Annotated in this window: 17 protein-coding genes; 7 read left to right on the forward strand and 10 right to left on the reverse strand. The window is 58.4% G+C overall.

Annotated elements, in window-relative coordinates:
• Positions 1 to 7: 7 nt before the first annotated feature.
• Complete coding sequence (locus FE781_RS02885; protein ID WP_138788137.1) at positions 8 to 1,540, reverse strand: replication initiation and membrane attachment family protein; 1,533 nt, start codon at positions 1,538 to 1,540, stop codon at positions 8 to 10.
• Between the two features lie 232 nt (positions 1,541 to 1,772).
• Between FE781_RS02885 and FE781_RS02890 the strand changes: the two genes are divergently transcribed.
• Positions 1,773 to 1,985 carry a hypothetical protein gene (locus tag FE781_RS02890; RefSeq protein ID WP_138788138.1) on the forward strand — a complete coding sequence of 71 codons (213 nt, stop codon included), beginning with the start codon at positions 1,773 to 1,775 and terminating at the stop codon, positions 1,983 to 1,985.
• A gap of 32 nt (positions 1,986 to 2,017) precedes the next feature.
• On the opposite strand, the gene FE781_RS02895 is transcribed toward FE781_RS02890, so the two are convergent.
• Positions 2,018 to 2,674, reverse strand: a complete 657-nt coding sequence (locus FE781_RS02895; RefSeq protein WP_138788139.1) for a DUF1361 domain-containing protein — start codon at positions 2,672 to 2,674, stop codon at positions 2,018 to 2,020.
• A 167-nt stretch (positions 2,675 to 2,841) separates the two neighbouring features.
• Between FE781_RS02895 and FE781_RS02900 the strand changes: the two genes are divergently transcribed.
• Positions 2,842 to 3,483 carry a protein kinase family protein gene (locus FE781_RS02900; RefSeq protein ID WP_138788140.1) on the forward strand — a complete coding sequence of 214 codons (642 nt, stop codon included), beginning with the start codon at positions 2,842 to 2,844 and terminating at the stop codon, positions 3,481 to 3,483.
• A gap of 69 nt (positions 3,484 to 3,552) precedes the next feature.
• Here the strand turns inward: FE781_RS02900 and FE781_RS02905 are convergent, their stop codons facing one another.
• Positions 3,553 to 3,837: a YuiB family protein gene (locus FE781_RS02905; RefSeq protein WP_138788141.1), complete on the reverse strand. Its 285-nt coding sequence runs from the start codon at positions 3,835 to 3,837 to the stop codon at positions 3,553 to 3,555.
• 239 nt (positions 3,838 to 4,076) lie between these two features.
• Between FE781_RS02905 and hemQ the strand changes: the two genes are divergently transcribed.
• The 3 genes from hemQ to FE781_RS02920 all read left to right on the forward strand — a co-directional run bounded on the left by hemQ (position 4,077) and on the right by FE781_RS02920 (position 6,793).
• Complete coding sequence (hemQ, locus tag FE781_RS02910; protein ID WP_138788142.1) at positions 4,077 to 4,823, forward strand: hydrogen peroxide-dependent heme synthase; 747 nt, start codon at positions 4,077 to 4,079, stop codon at positions 4,821 to 4,823.
• Positions 4,824 to 4,982: 159 nt separating this feature from the next.
• Positions 4,983 to 5,765, forward strand: coding sequence for a TetR/AcrR family transcriptional regulator (locus FE781_RS02915; RefSeq protein WP_138788143.1), 783 nt, complete (start codon positions 4,983 to 4,985; stop codon positions 5,763 to 5,765).
• A gap of 113 nt (positions 5,766 to 5,878) precedes the next feature.
• Positions 5,879 to 6,793 carry an alpha/beta fold hydrolase gene (locus tag FE781_RS02920; protein WP_138788144.1) on the forward strand — a complete coding sequence of 305 codons (915 nt, stop codon included), beginning with the start codon at positions 5,879 to 5,881 and terminating at the stop codon, positions 6,791 to 6,793.
• 70 nt (positions 6,794 to 6,863) lie between these two features.
• Here FE781_RS02920 and FE781_RS02925 read toward each other — a convergent pair whose 3' ends face one another.
• Both FE781_RS02925 and FE781_RS02930 read right to left on the reverse strand, forming a co-directional pair.
• On the reverse strand, positions 6,864 to 7,127 hold the full coding sequence (locus tag FE781_RS02925) for a hypothetical protein (RefSeq protein ID WP_138788145.1): 264 nt from the start codon (positions 7,125 to 7,127) through the stop codon (positions 6,864 to 6,866).
• 70 nt (positions 7,128 to 7,197) lie between these two features.
• Positions 7,198 to 8,388, reverse strand: coding sequence for an NAD(P)/FAD-dependent oxidoreductase (locus tag FE781_RS02930; protein ID WP_138788146.1), 1,191 nt, complete (start codon positions 8,386 to 8,388; stop codon positions 7,198 to 7,200).
• Between the two features lie 412 nt (positions 8,389 to 8,800).
• Here FE781_RS02930 and FE781_RS02935 point away from each other — a divergent pair, with 412 nt between their 5' ends.
• The gene (locus FE781_RS02935; protein ID WP_138788147.1) at positions 8,801 to 9,802 is read left to right on the forward strand and encodes an NAD(P)/FAD-dependent oxidoreductase; all 1,002 of its coding nucleotides are present in this window, start codon (positions 8,801 to 8,803) and stop codon (positions 9,800 to 9,802) included.
• Positions 9,803 to 10,162: 360 nt separating this feature from the next.
• Here the strand turns inward: FE781_RS02935 and sda are convergent, their stop codons facing one another.
• The 5 genes from sda to FE781_RS02965 all read right to left on the reverse strand — a co-directional run bounded on the left by sda (position 10,163) and on the right by FE781_RS02965 (position 15,253).
• The gene (gene sda, locus FE781_RS02945) at positions 10,163 to 10,321 is read right to left on the reverse strand and encodes a sporulation histidine kinase inhibitor Sda (RefSeq protein WP_138788149.1); all 159 of its coding nucleotides are present in this window, start codon (positions 10,319 to 10,321) and stop codon (positions 10,163 to 10,165) included.
• 429 nt (positions 10,322 to 10,750) lie between these two features.
• A complete protein-coding gene (gene erpA / locus FE781_RS02950) occupies positions 10,751 to 11,113 on the reverse strand; it encodes an iron-sulfur cluster insertion protein ErpA (RefSeq protein WP_138788150.1) in 363 nt (120 codons plus the stop codon).
• A gap of 228 nt (positions 11,114 to 11,341) precedes the next feature.
• Positions 11,342 to 12,283, reverse strand: coding sequence for a polyprenyl synthetase family protein (locus FE781_RS02955; RefSeq protein WP_138788151.1), 942 nt, complete (start codon positions 12,281 to 12,283; stop codon positions 11,342 to 11,344).
• 1 nt (position 12,284) lies between these two features.
• Positions 12,285 to 12,941, reverse strand: a complete 657-nt coding sequence (locus FE781_RS02960) for a response regulator transcription factor (RefSeq protein WP_138788152.1) — start codon at positions 12,939 to 12,941, stop codon at positions 12,285 to 12,287.
• Positions 12,938 to 15,253, reverse strand: a complete 2,316-nt coding sequence (locus FE781_RS02965; protein ID WP_138788153.1) for a sensor histidine kinase — start codon at positions 15,251 to 15,253, stop codon at positions 12,938 to 12,940. The genes FE781_RS02960 and FE781_RS02965 overlap by 4 nt, the downstream gene beginning before the upstream one ends.
• An 83-nt stretch (positions 15,254 to 15,336) precedes the next feature.
• On the opposite strand from FE781_RS02965, the gene FE781_RS02970 reads away from it, so the two are divergent.
• Positions 15,337 to 15,525 carry a hypothetical protein gene (locus FE781_RS02970; protein WP_138788154.1) on the forward strand — a complete coding sequence of 63 codons (189 nt, stop codon included), beginning with the start codon at positions 15,337 to 15,339 and terminating at the stop codon, positions 15,523 to 15,525.
• The last annotated feature ends 409 nt before the right edge of the window (positions 15,526 to 15,934 follow it).

Genomic DNA, 15,934 nt, shown 5'->3' on the forward strand with positions numbered 1-15,934 from the left:
TCATCATTTACGGACGCTTGCGGGCATCGCGTTCAAGCGCGATCTGCCGCAGCCGCAGCCGTTCTTCTTCGGTCAGCTTGGGCGCCGGACCGTTCTCTTCGAACATTTTCAGCTTGGGCTTGCGCGAGCTGCCGGACGCCGCTTCCGCTGCGCCGGTCCGCCGTCTGGACGCCGCCCCGCTCCTCGTGCCCGCCGGCGCACCGCTGCGCCGGGCGAGCTGGTCGCGGAAATAGACGACCGCCTTCTCGTACGAATCGATCCCCTTCGCCAACAAATCCGTCACAATCGTCTCCACGTAGGTTTTGCTCCAGGAAGCGCCCTTCAAGGTATGTAGGTAGTGAATCAGGACATTGATGACTTCCTCGTTCAGCTTGTAATTCAGGTCGATTCTCTCGAACAGCTTCTCCACGTGGTCCGGCACCGAGCCTTTGCGGAAAAACCGTTTAAGCACCAGCGTATACGGCTCGTTTCGCAGAATCATGTTGTACTGGTGAATATCGCACTCGCCCGCGAAAATAGCCGGAACCTCCAGGTAAAATTCCATCTCCACCGGCTTTTCCGGCTTTACCTCGTCGCCTTCTCCGGACAACCCGTCTTCCGTTCCTTCCGTGCGCGCCGCCAGCTTCACCCGCGTCCGTTCCTGATCGTCCTCCCGCCTGCGCGCCTGCTGATAGATGAGGCTCGCCCGGTATTGCAGACGGTCGAACTCCAGCTCGCCCTCGTCGGAGAATAAGCCGTCTTCGTCCAGCAGCCTGCATAAATCCCCGAGCTCCAGCCGATACTTGTGCGTGGCGTGATTGATCGCCGCAAGCTGATCCTGCCGATGCCTCAGATACTCCACGAACGGCCGATTGCGCGATCCGCGGGGGAACCGGGCAAGTATGTCGTCCGGGCCGTAGCGGTAACGGCTGGCCGGCATCTCCGCGGCCGAAGGCTGCCGGGACGCCGCCGTCTGGCCGAGCGCTTCCTCCAGCTCAAGATCGATCACCTTGGTATTCAGCCGGAACAGCTCGTAGAACGGCACCGAGATATCCTCGTTGGCGTCGTCCGCGGCCGCAAGTTCCTCCGGCATCGGGGCCAAAAACCGGTCCCGGACCGAGAGCAGCGCGTATTTGCCGATCTTGTCGCGAAGCAGCACGGTCAAATGCTGGTTCTGGAAAAATTCCGTCGGGACCAGCGGCGGCTGCAGCTCGTAGCCGTACACATATTCGTCCGTCGCCGCCAGATAACGCCTATAGGTCGACATCAGCCCCACCGCCTCCAGCTTCGAGAACTGATCGGCCAGGAACCGCCGTCCCTGCTCGTTCGGTTCGAGGTCCAGCGTGCGGAACAGCCTGCGCTGCTGCTCCAGCTCCGAATACCCGATCCGGTCCTCCGCCACGTGCCGGCACAACGTCATATACAAGGCGACGGCGAAACCGCCGACCATCGGCTGGTACATCTCAAGCAGAACCCGCTCTTCCAATCCGCTGACCGCGAATTCCCGGCGGACGTAGTAACGGTGATGCTCCGTGAAATGGTGCAAATTCGACATCTTCATGGCGTTCCTACCTCACCGGTTCGACAAAATCATAGTACCCTTCATTGTAGCATACAGTTGACCGAATTGGGGCAAGAAGATCATGGACGGCATTGGGCATCCTTCAACAATTCGTCAAATTTGCCGCCGATCTTTACCGCCAACCAAGCTCCGAACCGTGTATAATCCGTGTAATAAGGACGGCCTTCACTCCGGCCGTTCCTGACATTCGCCATGTTAGGAGTGCATCTCGATGCCGATTTATTGGTTAATCGCCCTTCTGGCTGTAATCGCTGCCACCGGGCTTATCGCCACGATCCAGGTCGGCCGTTCCCGCGAAAACCGCGAGGGCAACCCGCAATACGACGCGCAGACCGGCGCGAACTGGATTCGTCTCCTCCTGCTGTATGTGGCGGGCGGAATCGCCGGCGTCGCCATACTGCTGGCCATCTGGCTGAATCTGTAAGCCGCCCCGGCGAAGGGAACAGTCCGCTTGGTTCAGGACTTTCCCTTCGCCCGGGAATTCGCCAACGTGTAAAACACAACGTACATCGCTCCCGTAAACAGGGCAAACGATCCGATAAACGCCAACGCTTCCGGGTCGCGAACCGCTGTCCACGCATCCCGGACGATGCGATGGGGACGCGAGACGAGATCCCAACTGTTCCAGCGCAGCACCCGTCCCAGGTACACGCCGATCGCGCCCAGCGCGATGGCAGTCCCCGCGAAGACGGCGCCCGTCCCTTTCCCCAACCGGCGCTCCACCTCCAACTGCAGCCCCCACAGCGAGATCGCCCCAAGCGTCCACCCCAGCATCGCCGCCAGCATGTTTAACGACAAGTCATAGTACAGCGTGGACTTGCCGCTCGCCCATTCCAGATGGATCAGATCCGTCGCGATATAGGATGCGTTCGGGTAAAACGCCAGCCACACCGCTGCCCATGCGAACGTCGCGGCTCCCGGTTTGCGGCCTCCGGCAAGCGTCCGGCAAGCCAGCCACGACGCGGCCAACGGAATCCAGGCCAACGCCAGATTCGGCCAGATCAGCCACCGGTACGTCCCATGGTCCAGAACCAGCATCCGCAGGCCGAGCAGCAGCGCGCAAGCCGCGGTTGCGGCGGCCAACGCCCATCCGGCCGACTTCTGCAACGGCATCGCTCCGTCACCTCGTCTCTTTGACCGATTCTATGTCTTTCTATCATACAAGATCACCGGACGGCCGGCAAAACGGCGCTGCCGCGCTTCCCTGAATCCGGTGTTAGCCTCCGTCCGGTTGCGCTATAATGAATGGAGCCAATACAACCGCAAGGAGAGATGGTCGCATGGATCGCCTGATCGCCCTCGTCGAGAGGGAACTGCTGCCCGGACTCCGGATCGAGAGCGTCCGGCCGCACGACCCGATCGAAGTCCGATCACTGCCTGAACCTTGGCTCCTTGTCGGGAAAGGCAATTACGCGGCGGTCGTCAGCCACCCCGAGGCTCCCGGACAAGTGGTGAAAATATACGCCCCCGGTCGCAACGGCGCCGCCGAGGAACGCGAAGTGTACCGCAAGCTCGGCCGTCATCCGGCTTATTCCGAATGTTACGGCGCGGGCGATCGCTATTTGATCCTCAAGCGGATGGAGGGAGTCACCGTCTTCGACTGCCTGCACCGCGGCCTGCCCGTGCCCGAGCAGGCGATCCGGGACATCGACGAAGCGCTCGATTACGCCCGTTCCCGGGGGTTGTTCCCCAGCGACATTCACCCCAAAAACATGATGGTGAACGAGGGCCGGGGCCTGGTGATCGACGTCTCGGACTTCCTCCGCCCCAAAAACTGCTTCATGTGGGACGATTTCAAGAAAGCGTACTACCGATGCTACGCGCCCCTGCTTGCCGAGCGCCCCCTCCCTCTGCCGCTGTTCGTCCTGAATGGCGTCCGCAAAGGATACCGCCTGTGGAAATCCGGCTTTCGGAACAGATAGAAGCTTTAGCCGCAAAAAAAACGAGCCCATTCTGACGGGGCTCGGTTTTTTTGCTCGTATATCGCCTGTTCAAAACATCTTGAATCCTTGTTTCCGAAGCGTTCGGATCGTCTGTCCGCTCAACACGGCTCCGAATATGCCGCCGACAAACGGAATATAATCGACCACCGTGTATTTGGCCAGATTCGACCAGAGCGTTCCCGAGCCCGAGGCCCAGTAGACAAACATGCCGATAACCGCCGCGACGTACAGGTACACCGGGAACCAGGTCGTCTTCATCAGCATGTTTAATATAAATCCGATGCCGAATACAAGCACGAATATCAGCACCGTCGCAATTGCGATCTGAATCACGCCTATTCTTCCTTTCTCCGCGCGGATGTATACCCATAGGATACCGAAAGCGCAGCCGCGAAGTCAACGAATGGCGGGCCGGAGCCGGACGGACCGAAGCTCCGTTCGCCATCCGTTCAAGATTTTGTGACATCTGAACGGAACAATTGCCGTTTCCGGCTCCGGCGATTTGGTCGCCCCGCTTAAGTTATGGTAGGATGTAGGTAGATCAAGCCACAGGCACACGAGGAGAGATACGCATGAGTGAAGCGGTTAGCACGCTGGATGGTTGGTACGCGCTGCACGACTTCCGCAGCATCGACTGGAACGCTTGGACGAGCCTGTCCGACTCGGACCGCGCCCAAGCGACGGAAGAGCTGCTGTCGCTGCTGGCCGAATACCGCCGGGCCGAAGCGGACAAGCAGGGCAGCACCGCCTTTTATTCCATCGTCGGCCAAAAAGCCGACTTTATGTTCATGCATCTGCGCGAGACACTGGAAGAGCTGAACGAGCTGGAGACGGCGTTCAACAAATCGTTGTTCGCCCAAGTGACGATCCCGACCTATTCGTACGTGTCGGTTGTCGAGCTTAGCGCGTATATGGCGAAACCGGGGTCCGATCCGATGCAGGACCCGGAGATTGTCGCCCGGTTGAAGCCGACGCTGCCGCAAACCAAGCACATCTGCTTCTATCCGATGAACAAGCGCCGTCAAGGAGGCGACAACTGGTACATGCTGCCGATCGACGAGCGCCGCGCAATGATGCGCAGCCACAGCATGATCGGTCGGAGCTACCACGGCAAGGTACGCCAGATTATCACCGGCTCCATCGGATTCGACAATTGGGAGTGGGGCGTGACGCTGTTCGCCGACGACGCGCTTCAATTCAAAAAGCTCGTCTACGAAATGCGGTTTGACGAAGTCAGCGCGCGATTCGGAGAATTCGGCGATTTCTACGTCGGCAACCTGCTGGACGAGGACAAAATCAAACGGATGCTTGCCGTTTGAAAAACTCCATAAGCACGAAAAAGGCGGGCGTTCGGCCCGCTTTTCGATTTTCCGGGGATTGGCGGAGCTATTGACAGCGGCCGGGGCATGATGCGATGATAATCACATACCCCTTAGTATTTGAATAGTATATCATTCAGTATGGCGAGGCGATGAAACATGAACACACGCGAGCGGATTATCGAAGCGGCTTACGAACTCGCCGAACAACGTCCGTCCGACCAAATCCGGTTCGCCGACGTCGCGAAAGCCGCCGGCGTGCATTGGACCGCGGTGCGGCGGCATTTCGGGAGCCGAGAAGACATGCGCAGACAGCTAACCCAATGGCAGACGGAAAACGGACGGCCGTTCGCCGACACGAGAACGCGCATCCTCGAAGCGGCCGCCCGGGTATTTGCGGAACAGGGTTACGCCGGAGCGACGCTGGATCACGTCGCGGCCGAGGCCGGACTTACGAAAGGGGCCGTCTACTGGCATTTCTCCGGCAAAAGCGACCTGTTTCTCGCCTTGTGCGAGCGGACGCTTAACGCGCAGCTCCGGACCTTGCCGGGCCGAACGCGGGAAGCGGTCGGATCGCCGGACCCGGCGCAGGCGCTGACCCGGTTGCTGGCCGAGGCGATGGCGTGCTGCGAACCCGGAAGCAGCCAGCCGCTGCTGTTCTTCGAATTTGTCGTTTCCAGCCGCGAACCGGCTGTAAAAGAGAAGCTTCGGAAAGCTTACGGCAACATCTTGGACGGAACCGAGGCGTTCCTGAAGCCCCTGCGCGACGGCGGCATGCTGGACCGAAACGCCGATCCGCAGGCGCTTTCAATCTTGTTCCAGGCGCTCATCAATGGGCTGACGCTGGCCTGGATCATCGATCCCGACCGGGTCCGGTTCGATCGTCTGCTGCCGCAGTTGTCCCGCATTCTGTGGGAAGGCTTGAAGCCCGAGAACGCCTGAACGCGGGCTCGCGGCCTTTCTTATCGCAACAGCATACTCATCAGTATGCGATTCGCGTATCATCCGGTTTACGGACCGCAAGAAAACGTTCGCCGACAAAGGAGACGATAAACATGAACGATTCCTTCCGCAACGCTGATAACGCCGCCGGAACCTCGCCTGCCGGTCGGTTCGTCGAAGTCGAGGGCGTGCGGCTTCATTATGTCGAACAGGGGGCCGGACAACCCGTCGTGTTTTTGCACGGCGGCATCCTGTCGTCTGGCGATTACGCCGCCGTGCTCGAACTGGCGGCGCCCGGCTTCCGGGCCATCGCCTTCGACCGCCCGGGTTACGGACGCAGCGAACGGCCGAGCGGCCGGACGGTTACGCCGGCCGACCAGGCCCGCCTGCTTCGCGGCGCTTTGCGCAAGATCGGGGCGGAACAACCGATACTGGTCGGACATTCGTGGAGCGGCGCGCTCGTATTGGCATACGCCCTGGCCTATCCCGCAGACGTGTCCGGTCTCGTTCTGCTCGCTCCCGGCGCCTACGGAGGCGAAGCGTATCCCGCAGGCAAGGCGGACTACGCGATCGCCCGGGCGGTTCGCGTGCCGTTCCTCGGCCGGTTGCTGTTTGCACTCCTGTTTCGCCCGTTGGGCCGTCTCGCCATGAAGCCGATGCTGCGGGCGACGTTCGCGCCCGATCCCGTGCCCCCGGGGTACGCGGAGTCCGCCAAGGCGCTTTGGCTGCGGTTCGGCCAATTTCGCGCCAACCGCGAAGACGTCGCGGCGTTCGAGCCGGCCGTCGATGCCCTCTGTTCGCGTTACGGCGAGATTCGCCTGCCGGCCGCCGTCGTCATCGGCGATTCCGACCCGTTTCATCCCGATCTGCAAGCCCGGCGGCTGCATCGGGAGATTCCGGACGCCGAATGGATCGAATTGCCCGGCACCGGCCACATGCTTCCGTTGACGCGTCCCGACGCCGTCGTCGACGCCGTTCGCCGGATCGCAGCGCGGGTATCGGCCCGGACATTACCGGCGAATCCCTGAACGTCCGTCCGCAACTTCGTCGCGGAAACAAAAAAAGCCGGTGGTTGACGCCAACCCTCGGCTTCCGTTATTAATCGTCATCGTCGTCATCCGGCTCGTCCAGCATGCCGTGTTCGCGCATGTACGCCTCGTCGGCGCGGTCGCGCTGGCGGCCTTTTTCCTTAAGCCGCTCGATGCCGGGCTGCACGAGGCGGTCCACTTCCTTCTGCACGATATAAGCCAGATCATGGCGGCCCTGCTCCTCCAGGTAAGAGCCGACCTCCATCAGACCGTTATACCTCTCCAGTTCGTCGCGGGTCAGAAGCCCTCTTACCTGCACGCTGCAATGGCGCATCGCCGATTCCTCCGTTTCCGATCGATTCGGAAAAAACCGGCGGGACGCCCCGCCGGCCTCCCGCCGTTCCTTATAAGCGGCCTTTGCGCAGCACCAGCGGAATGCCGCCGATAATATACAAATACCGCATGTCGATTATTTTTTTCATAAACGCAGCCGTAGCGCCCTTCAGCTTGTACTTGCCGACGATCCCGATCGCCTCGCCTTTGCCCAGGGAAGCAACCGTGCCTTTGATCTGCGGCTTGAATTCCTTCATCGGTTCACCGCGGATCGCGGCCGTCAGGTTATGCGCGCACGTCACGCCTTGCTGCATGGCGATTTGCGCGGTCGGCGGATACGGACGGCCTTCTTCATTAAAGATCAGCGAGCAGTCGCCGATCACAAACACGTTGTCGAACTGCGTGGAGCGCAGCGTCTTATCCACCTTGATGCGCCCGCGCATCGTTTCGAATCCGGCTTCCTCCAGCAGGCGGTTGCCCCGGATGCCGCCCGTCCACACGACGGTGCCCGATTTGATCTCTTCTCCCGTCGCCAGAACGACGCCGTCCGGAGTGCACTCCTTGATCGCCGTCGCCAGCTTGAAGATGACGCCTTTCTTCTCGAGAACGGAGATCGCGTATTGCACCAGCTCCGGATCGAAACCGGGCATCGCCGTCGGAGCCGCTTCAATATTGTAGATTTTGACCAGCTTCGGATCGACGTCGAATTCCCGGCACAGCTCCGGCACGCGATCGGCCAGCTCGCCCACGAACTCGATGCCCGTAAAGCCCGCGCCGCCGACGACAAACGTCAGCAGCTCCGGACGGGACGAATCCCGTTTGAACTGCGCGAACTGGTATTCGATATGCTCGCGGATCAGCCGCACCGAGTTGATGCTGCGGATGTTCATCGCATATTCTTTCAGTCCGGGGATGCCGAACGTCTCCGGTTCGCCGCCGAGACCGACGACCAGATAATCGTAGGAGAGCGTGCCGTCCTCCAGGATGACTTTCCGGTCCTGCGGACGAATCTCGATCACCGTCGACTTGACGAAGTCGATCTTGAATTCGTCGATCAGCTTGGAAATATCGACCCGGGCGTTCTCCGGATGGTCCGTTCCCGCCGCAGGCATATGCAAGTGCGTGGTGATATAATGGTAATCGTGCTTGTTCACCAGCGTCACGTCGGCTTCGTTATAATTCAATTCTTTTTGCAGGCGCAGAGCTGTGACGATTCCGCCATAACCGGCGCCCAAGATGACAATACGAGGAATACGGCTCATGTTCCATCCCTTCCGTTTGTGGAGAAGATGCGCAATGTGTACCCGGCGCTTTTAACGTTAAAACGACGCGAAATATCGTCCGAACACATAAAATCTTCTTTTTTCTTAAGCCATCATACACTTTTCCCAGTAGCACCGCAATCGTCATTTCTTCCAAAAAACGCTGTCAAATTCGCATTCGGCGCATGTAAGCGGACACATCGCGGGGAGCTTCGGGGTTCGCGTTCGGCGTTCGCCATTTCCAGTTCGGACCGGTTCATTTATGGCAAAAAAACAAAACTTATTCCCTTCATAAAAGGATTCGTTCATCGGCAGGGAGCAAATATATTTTAATGCCGGGCCAGGCCGTTTATAATGAGAAAAGATTGAGAATTCTTAAATCAAGGGATAGGTTTGGAGGAGAGCTTGAACGATGACAGAACCGGTTCAATCAAACGGAATCGCGGACATCGCGATTATCGGAGCGGGCCCGGCTGGAATGTTTGCCGCGTTTTACGCGGGCATGCGCCAGGCCAGTTGCATTCTGTTCGAAAGCATGCCGCAGTTGGGCGGACAGCTGGCTGCCCTGTACCCGGAGAAATACATTTACGACGTAGCCGGATTCCCGAAGGTGCGCGCTCAGGAACTGATCGACAACCTGGAGAAACAGATGAAGCATTTCCCCGTCGATATCCACCTGAACGAAAAAGTTCAGACGCTGACGAAAAAGGAAGAGCGCCTGTTTGAAATCAAAACGGACAAAGCCGAGTATCTGGCCAAATCCGTGATCATTACGGCGGGCGTCGGCGCATTCGAACCCCGCCGCCTTGAGCTTCCGGAAGCGGCGCAGTTCGAAGGGAAAAATCTGTTCTACTTCGTGAACAATCTGGAGCAGTTCCGCGACAAGCGCGTGCTGATCTCCGGCGGCGGCGATTCGGCTGTCGACTGGTCGCTGATGCTGGAGCCGATCGCAAAAGAAGTGACGCTGGTTCACCGGCGCGACAAGTTCCGCGCTCACGAGCACAGCGTGGAACAGCTCAAAAATTCCAGGGTCAATATCGCGACGCCCAAAGAAATCTCCGCCCTTCACGGTCAAGACCGGATCGAACGCGTCACGCTGAAGGACGTCAAAACGGGCGAAACCTACGATCTGGATGTCGATGCCGTGATCGTCAACTTCGGCTTCATCTCCTCGATCGGCCCCATCGCGGAATGGGGACTGGAGATCGACGGCGGCTCCATCGTGGTCGACTCCCGCATGGAAACGTCGATTCCGGGCATCTTCGCCGCAGGCGACATCACGACGTATCCCGGCAAGATCAAGCTGATCGCCGTCGGCTTCGGCGAAGCGCCGACCGCGGTCAACAACGCCAAAGTTTACTTCGACCCGGAGGCGAAGCTGTCGCCGGGCCACAGCAGCAACATGAAGCTGTAAACATATTCGTCAAAATGCCGGGCATCCTACCCCGTAGATAACCGAGCGCCGTCCGTTCAGGAAGGCGCCGGCTGCGGAGGGATGCCCGGTGTCTTATTTATGTCCGGTGTGTAACGGTCTGCAATGTATAGAGGCCGCTTGTTCCCGATGCGGAACGACCCTGACGGATTCGGGACGCGTCGGCGATTACGAAGGCCCCTACTCCCCTTATCGCCCCATCGACGAGCTCAAGCTAACGAACGGTTTTCACGACTTCGCTTTGCATGAATGCATCCATTACGTATGTTGCCCGGCTTGCGGCCGCTGCAGCACCATGCGCGTCCGGGAATGGCAGAACCGTCCGTGACCGGATTCTTTTCGCTACGGCCGAGAAATCGTACGATCGCCTTGAATGATCGAGATATTGATTTTTCGGCGATGGATTTCCTCTCTCAGCAGATGGATGAATTCTCGTTCCAACTGAAGATCGATCGCCCGGAAATACGTCTCTAGCAACGTGTCGTCGTTCAACAGCCGCACATCTCCCAGCCTCCCTTCCTGGATTTGGTTTTTCTCATCTTATCATGGGACCAACGGAGGGGACAAGCTTCGAGTTACGCACAGGTTGTTGTGGAAAAGTTGGGAATAATCTGTTGATTGTTGTCTAAAACGGCGTCGTTATACGCGGTTCGTCCGGTGGATAATGTGGATAAGGTTATGCACAGGCTGTGAATACAGATGTTGTCGGAAAGATGGGACGGGAGTCCCGGAATATTCCGCGAACGCTTTTATATTTCGAGCGGGTTCGAGCCGCTTCAACATGTTCCGGATCGGCCGCGGGTTCCGTCTTCGTCCGGAATCCGAAAATAAAAATCGGCACGGACGGGAAACCCGTTCGTGCCGAGAATGGCTGTAACCGGTACGTTGCGAATCGCAACGCCTGACAAAGCCGATGCGCCGGAGCTGCCGTCAGCACTCCGTATCCGGCTTGCCGGCATCGGTGGCGGTGCGGAAGGACGAGCCGCATCCGCAAGTGGCGACGGCGTTCGGATTATTCATGGTGAACCCTCCGCCCATCGCGGCTTCCTGGTAATCGATCTCCAGACCGTACAAAAACTTGGCGCTCTCCGGATCGACGACGACCTTCATGCCGTGAAGCTCCAGCACATGATCGTCCTCTCTCTGCTCATTGTCGAAGCCCATGCCGTATGTGAAGCCGGTGCAGCCGCCCGGCTTGACGCCAAGACGCAGGAACAGGTTCGGCGTCTCTTCGGCGGCAAGCAGTTCCTTGATCTTGTTTGCGGCCGGTTCGGTGATTTTGACGAGATCCATCGGCAATCCCTCCTTCGTACCCTCAGTATACTCCGATTTAAGCGCACGCTCAAGGGCACGCCGTCCCGGCGCGGCTCGCGGCCGTCCGATCAAGGCGCTTCAAGCGCGCCGGAGCGCGTTCGCCGTCATCCGGTCGTTTTCAGCTTATTACGTCGAGCCCCCTTCTACGCTTGGAAACGTCTGCGGAGCGGACGTCCGCCGGGATTCGGCATTCGGTGGACTTGGCCGTCATGAGCCTGGCGGGCCGTGCGGGCCGGCGAACAGCAGCCGGCGAAGCCGTTCCTTGCTGGACTCGTCCCTCGGAATGGCCGCAAGCAGCGCCTCCGCCCGATCCATGTAATACGACTGGACAATCCGGCAATATTGGACGCAGCCGGAGTCCAGAATATATTGAAGGCAATCGAGCTTTCGGCTCAGAAACTGCTCTTGCGTAAGCTCCCCGTCGTAATATTGGCGAAGCGGCGGAAATTCCGCGGCGCTGTCTTCGAGCAGGAACAGGATCGGCAGCGTTCGCTTGCGGTGCAGAAAATCGCTTTTCACGTCGTACCGAAGCACGTCGTTCAGATCGTTGCCGATCTGCGCCGCGATGCCGAAGTTTTCCGCCAGCTCGTCGATGCGCTCCGCCGTCTCCGGCTCGATTCCGTCGGCCAGCGAGTACCCCATGAAGCAAGCCAGCTTCAGCAGCGACCCCGACTTGCGCCTCACCATCTCGATATAGTCGGCCTCCGTCTCGACGGAACCGTTCAGATCGGCTTGCTGGCCGTCGATGGAGCGAAGCAGCAGACTGCCGAGACGGGAGATCGCCTCCGCTCCCCGGGGGTGGTCCGCCGTTTCTTTTTGGAAGAGGGCCAGCAGCGCCAGCGCCGCGTTCATCGCGTGAGAGGAAGGGCAGCTCATCCAGGGCGCGCCGCCGTTGTCCTGATCCTGCAAGTCGTCCACGATGTCCAGCGCCAGCAGCGCCAATTCCGTCAGCGCGGCGGCCCGTCCGATCTTCGGCGACCGTCCTCCGGCGAGCTCGTGCGCCGCTTCCGTGATAGCCCCCCAGCGGGAGCGTTCGTTTTCCTTGTGCCGGATACATGCATCGAGCAGTTCACGCAATTGAACGTTCCCGACCGTGCCGTCGATTATGTCCCGCATTTCCTTGTATACCGGCGAGCCCGCGCTTGTCATGTCAATCCTCCTTGCCCGCCGCGTCGGCGACGTAATACTGGCTCCGGATAAACCGTTCGACCGCCTGGATGCGCGTCTGCACGCCGTATTTGTCGTAAATCCGCTTCAAATAATTATCGACGGAACGCTTGCTGGCATGAATCCGTTCCGCGATCTGCTCGTGGGTGGCCCCTTTAACCACCATGCTCATGATAATGACCTCGTTTTCGGTCAACTCGACTTCTTGCGTCACATCCGGCACCGGCAGCTTCAGCTTGGTCAGCAGCGAGCGGGGGAGCACGATCTGGTGGTTCAGAATGCAGACGATCATCGCGCGGAGCGTCGTCTCGTCGGTCTCCTTGGAGATGACCCCGCTTACGCCCAGCCCCAGAAACGTCAGAAGCATGTCCGAGATGTCCACCCCGCTGAACACGACGATCCGGATCTGGGGATGCCGCGTTTTCAACTCCTGAATCAACTGCGTCCCCGTGCAATCCGGAAGCTGGTAATCGAGAAAAACAACCTCGGGCCGTTCGCGTTCGACCAATTCCAGGCAAGATTTCCCGTCCTCCGCGATGCCGACCAGCTCAAGCGAATCGATGTTCTCAAGCAGTTGTCCCGTCGCTCTGGCCATCAGCGGGTGATCGTCGACCACGGCGACCCGCACGATTTTTTTCATGCCGTTTTCCTCCTTGCTTCAGGAAGCTTCACAGTAAATCTCACGCCGTTTCCTTCGCTTGTCTCCAGCTCGTAGCGGCCGTTCATCGCCAGCACCCGGCCTTTGATCTGATCCAATCCCGTTCCCGAACCGATCTCGAGCTCCCGGTCCCGGTCCGACGCGAAACCGACGCCGTCGTCCTCGTAGATTAACTGCACGCCGCCGTTCGCCTCCCCGCTGAGAAGGAACAGGACCCGGCTGGCCTTGGAGTGCTTTTTGGCGTTGTTCAGCAGCTCCTGCACGATCCGGAACAGATGCCGCTGCATGTCCAGATCGAGCCGGTCGAACATCTCGACGCGGCCGGCCGTCTCGAACCGGAGCTCGAAATCGCACCGGCCCTGCTCCAGATCCATCAGCTTGCGGACCGTGCTGATGAGCCCCAGCTCCGCCAGCAGATGCGGGTTCAGCTCGAAGCAGGTTTGCCGCAGATTCATATTGATGATGTCGATATAATCGGCGATGGCTTCCAGACTGTGCGCCGCCGAAGGGACCAGCGCGTTGTTCGCGATCACCGAGGTCAGCTTGCGCTTCAGGAAAAACAAATCCTGCATCGTCGTATCGTGCAGGTCGGTTGCGATCCGCACGCGTTCTTCCTCCTGCAATTCGAACATCAATTTCCGGAACCAGGCGATATCCCCGGCGTCGTTCTCGTCGGGCAGCTTGGCGGCCAGATGCTCCAGCTTGCCGATCAATTTGCGGATGAGATGCACGTTCTCCAGACTGACGGACAAATACGATACGATCAGGGAGAGCCACTGCGTCTCCTCGCGCCCGATCTGCGTCTCGGAGCGCTTCCGCGTCAGAATCAGGAAGCTTTCGTACTCCTCGTTGCTCTGAATCTCCAGGCATGTGTAGCCGGAACGGTCCTGATCCCGCTGAATCTTCGGATCGAGCCGTTTCAGTTCGTCCGGATCGATCGTTCCCGAAGAGATCACCTCGACGCTGTCCGGCGATCTCAGCACGATCGCGGCGCCGTATACCTCCAGCGTCCGGACGATGTCCACGAGGACGAGATCCTCCATCTCGCGGAAGCTTGAGATCGATCCGAGATTGCCGGCAATCTTCTTCAGCGTCTGGCTGAGCGCGTATTTCCTCGGGAACATGAACCGTTCCAGCTTGACCGTAAAATACTCGAGAGAGTACAGCATAAACGACAGGGTAATCAGGATCAGCACAAACACAAGCAGCAGCCGGCTTACGGCCGCTTCCGGCAGCAAAACGCCGATAACCGCGGTCAGCGCGGCGCTGGGGATCAGCGCGATCGACAGCACGAACAGCACCCGCCGTACGACCATGTCGATGTCGTACAGCTTTTTGGTCGCCAGCAGATACGTGAACGACAACGGAAACAGCAGCATGTTCAAGCTCGTATAAAAGGTATCGATCCAGGGCCTCTCAAACAGGGCAATCGGAAGCATGGACAGCAGAACGAACGGAGAAAACGAGATCAGCATCGATCCCCAGATGAATTTGAGAAACGTCGTGACATAAGATTTCCGGTTGTAATGCCGGATCTGAATCATGACAAGCTTGATCAGGACAAGCAGAATCCCGACGATAAATAGAATGGGCAGCAGTTGGGACGTATAGCGGTGAACGTAATTCGCCCACGGCTCGATAAAGAAAGCGGTTTGCACGAGCCCGACGAGGGCGACGGCGCCGTACAGCGCGTACAAATACCGCCTGGACAGCGGAAGATCTCCCTTCTCCTTCAAAAACACGATCAGGAAGTGCATAAACAAAACCGGAAGCAGGATAAGACCGATGCCGACCATATACTTCCCGATCGCGTCCCCGCGGTTGGAGCTGGACAAATTCATGAATTCCAGCCCGATGTTCAGGAAGACAAGCGCCAGAATTTGCGCCGATCTCGAGTGGGACAACTTTTGCAGAATCGTAAACCCGATACTGAACCCGGCCAGGCTGATCGCGAAGTTGAAGTTGTCGTCAAAGGTCAATCGGGGCTCATCGCGGAAATCGACCCGAATCTTCTCTCCGTCCCGTTCCAGCAGGATGGAGTCTGCCTGGTCGATCGTCCTCCACCGGATCACCGAATCGTATTCACCGGTCGGCACGCCGTCGACCTCCAGCACCTTGTCTCCCTCCCGGATCTTGTCGACGGACAACATTCGCGGATTATAGCTCGAAATGGTCCAGCCGTCGGAGTTTTCCTGCAAGTAAATGCCGAGAACCGGGTAAGAGAGCATCAGGTAAAACGCCCAAATTTGAAGCAGCGCGTAGCCGATTAAGAGAAATCGAAAAAATCTTCTCATCGATCCGGGATTTCTCCTTTTAATTCTACTATTTAATGGTATAAAATATTAGAAACCCATAGAAGAGAGCGAGGTGAACAAGCATGGATGCGACCGCCTGGTTGCCCGATCTGCGGAAGGCCGTCAAAATGCTGAGCAAAACCGCTCCGCATCAGCGAAAAACCGTTCTCGACAACTATTTCCCCATGTTCGACAAACACGAGAAGGAACGAATCGAGCGATCCTTTCTTGTACAGCGCAGCGATACTTACGCGGACCCCTGGTGGCAGTAATCCTTCCTTCCATCGGTAAAATACCGGCAGCCGCGAGTTGCCGTTATTTTACGTTCAGCATTTACCATCTACCCCCTATTTGTGCAATTATCAGGAGAGTTTGAATCCGATCCCCTCCTCCGTTCTCCCGGTATCCTCTATCATACCATATTACAATCTTCGTCAGCCGCTTGCCCGCAACTCATTTTCACGAATGCAAATTTGCATTGGAATGCAACGGAAATGTGCTGAACCCCACCCGGAAAATGGTTACGATAGGAGTATATATTGGACATCCCAGGCTGAAACATGGTCATCCCGGCTCGTACCGGCGAAACGTGCGAGGATGCGTGACTTTGTGCCTCGCAATCGGTTCGGGACATTCATCCGCGCATGTCGGACCGCACGACCGAATGACAAACTTCGACAT

The sequence above is a fragment of the Paenibacillus thermoaerophilus genome (assembly GCF_005938195.1).
GTDB lineage: Bacteria > Bacillota > Bacilli > Paenibacillales > Reconciliibacillaceae > Paenibacillus_W > Paenibacillus_W thermoaerophilus.

Excerpts from the sequence above, each read along its gene's own strand:
- FE781_RS02935 (WP_138788147.1), top strand. The coding sequence starts at position 8,801 with ATGACAGAACCGGTTCAATCAAACGGAATCGCGGACATCGCGATTATC.
- FE781_RS02900 (WP_138788140.1), top strand. The coding sequence starts at position 2,842 with ATGGATCGCCTGATCGCCCTCGTCGAGAGGGAACTGCTGCCCGGACTC.
- FE781_RS02885 (WP_138788137.1), bottom strand. The coding sequence starts at position 1,540 with ATGAAGATGTCGAATTTGCACCATTTCACGGAGCATCACCGTTACTAC.
- FE781_RS02965 (WP_138788153.1), bottom strand. The coding sequence starts at position 15,253 with ATGAGAAGATTTTTTCGATTTCTCTTAATCGGCTACGCGCTGCTTCAA.
- FE781_RS02920 (WP_138788144.1), top strand. The coding sequence starts at position 5,879 with ATGAACGATTCCTTCCGCAACGCTGATAACGCCGCCGGAACCTCGCCT.
- FE781_RS02915 (WP_138788143.1), top strand. The coding sequence starts at position 4,983 with ATGAACACACGCGAGCGGATTATCGAAGCGGCTTACGAACTCGCCGAA.
- FE781_RS02930 (WP_138788146.1), bottom strand. The coding sequence starts at position 8,388 with ATGAGCCGTATTCCTCGTATTGTCATCTTGGGCGCCGGTTATGGCGGA.
- FE781_RS02960 (WP_138788152.1), bottom strand. The coding sequence starts at position 12,941 with ATGAAAAAAATCGTGCGGGTCGCCGTGGTCGACGATCACCCGCTGATG.
- FE781_RS02925 (WP_138788145.1), bottom strand. The coding sequence starts at position 7,127 with ATGCGCCATTGCAGCGTGCAGGTAAGAGGGCTTCTGACCCGCGACGAA.
- FE781_RS02955 (WP_138788151.1), bottom strand. The coding sequence starts at position 12,283 with ATGACAAGCGCGGGCTCGCCGGTATACAAGGAAATGCGGGACATAATC.
- FE781_RS02890 (WP_138788138.1), top strand. The coding sequence starts at position 1,773 with ATGCCGATTTATTGGTTAATCGCCCTTCTGGCTGTAATCGCTGCCACC.
- hemQ (WP_138788142.1), top strand. The coding sequence starts at position 4,077 with ATGAGTGAAGCGGTTAGCACGCTGGATGGTTGGTACGCGCTGCACGAC.
- FE781_RS02970 (WP_138788154.1), top strand. The coding sequence starts at position 15,337 with ATGGATGCGACCGCCTGGTTGCCCGATCTGCGGAAGGCCGTCAAAATG.
- erpA (WP_138788150.1), bottom strand. The coding sequence starts at position 11,113 with ATGGATCTCGTCAAAATCACCGAACCGGCCGCAAACAAGATCAAGGAA.
- FE781_RS02895 (WP_138788139.1), bottom strand. The coding sequence starts at position 2,674 with ATGCCGTTGCAGAAGTCGGCCGGATGGGCGTTGGCCGCCGCAACCGCG.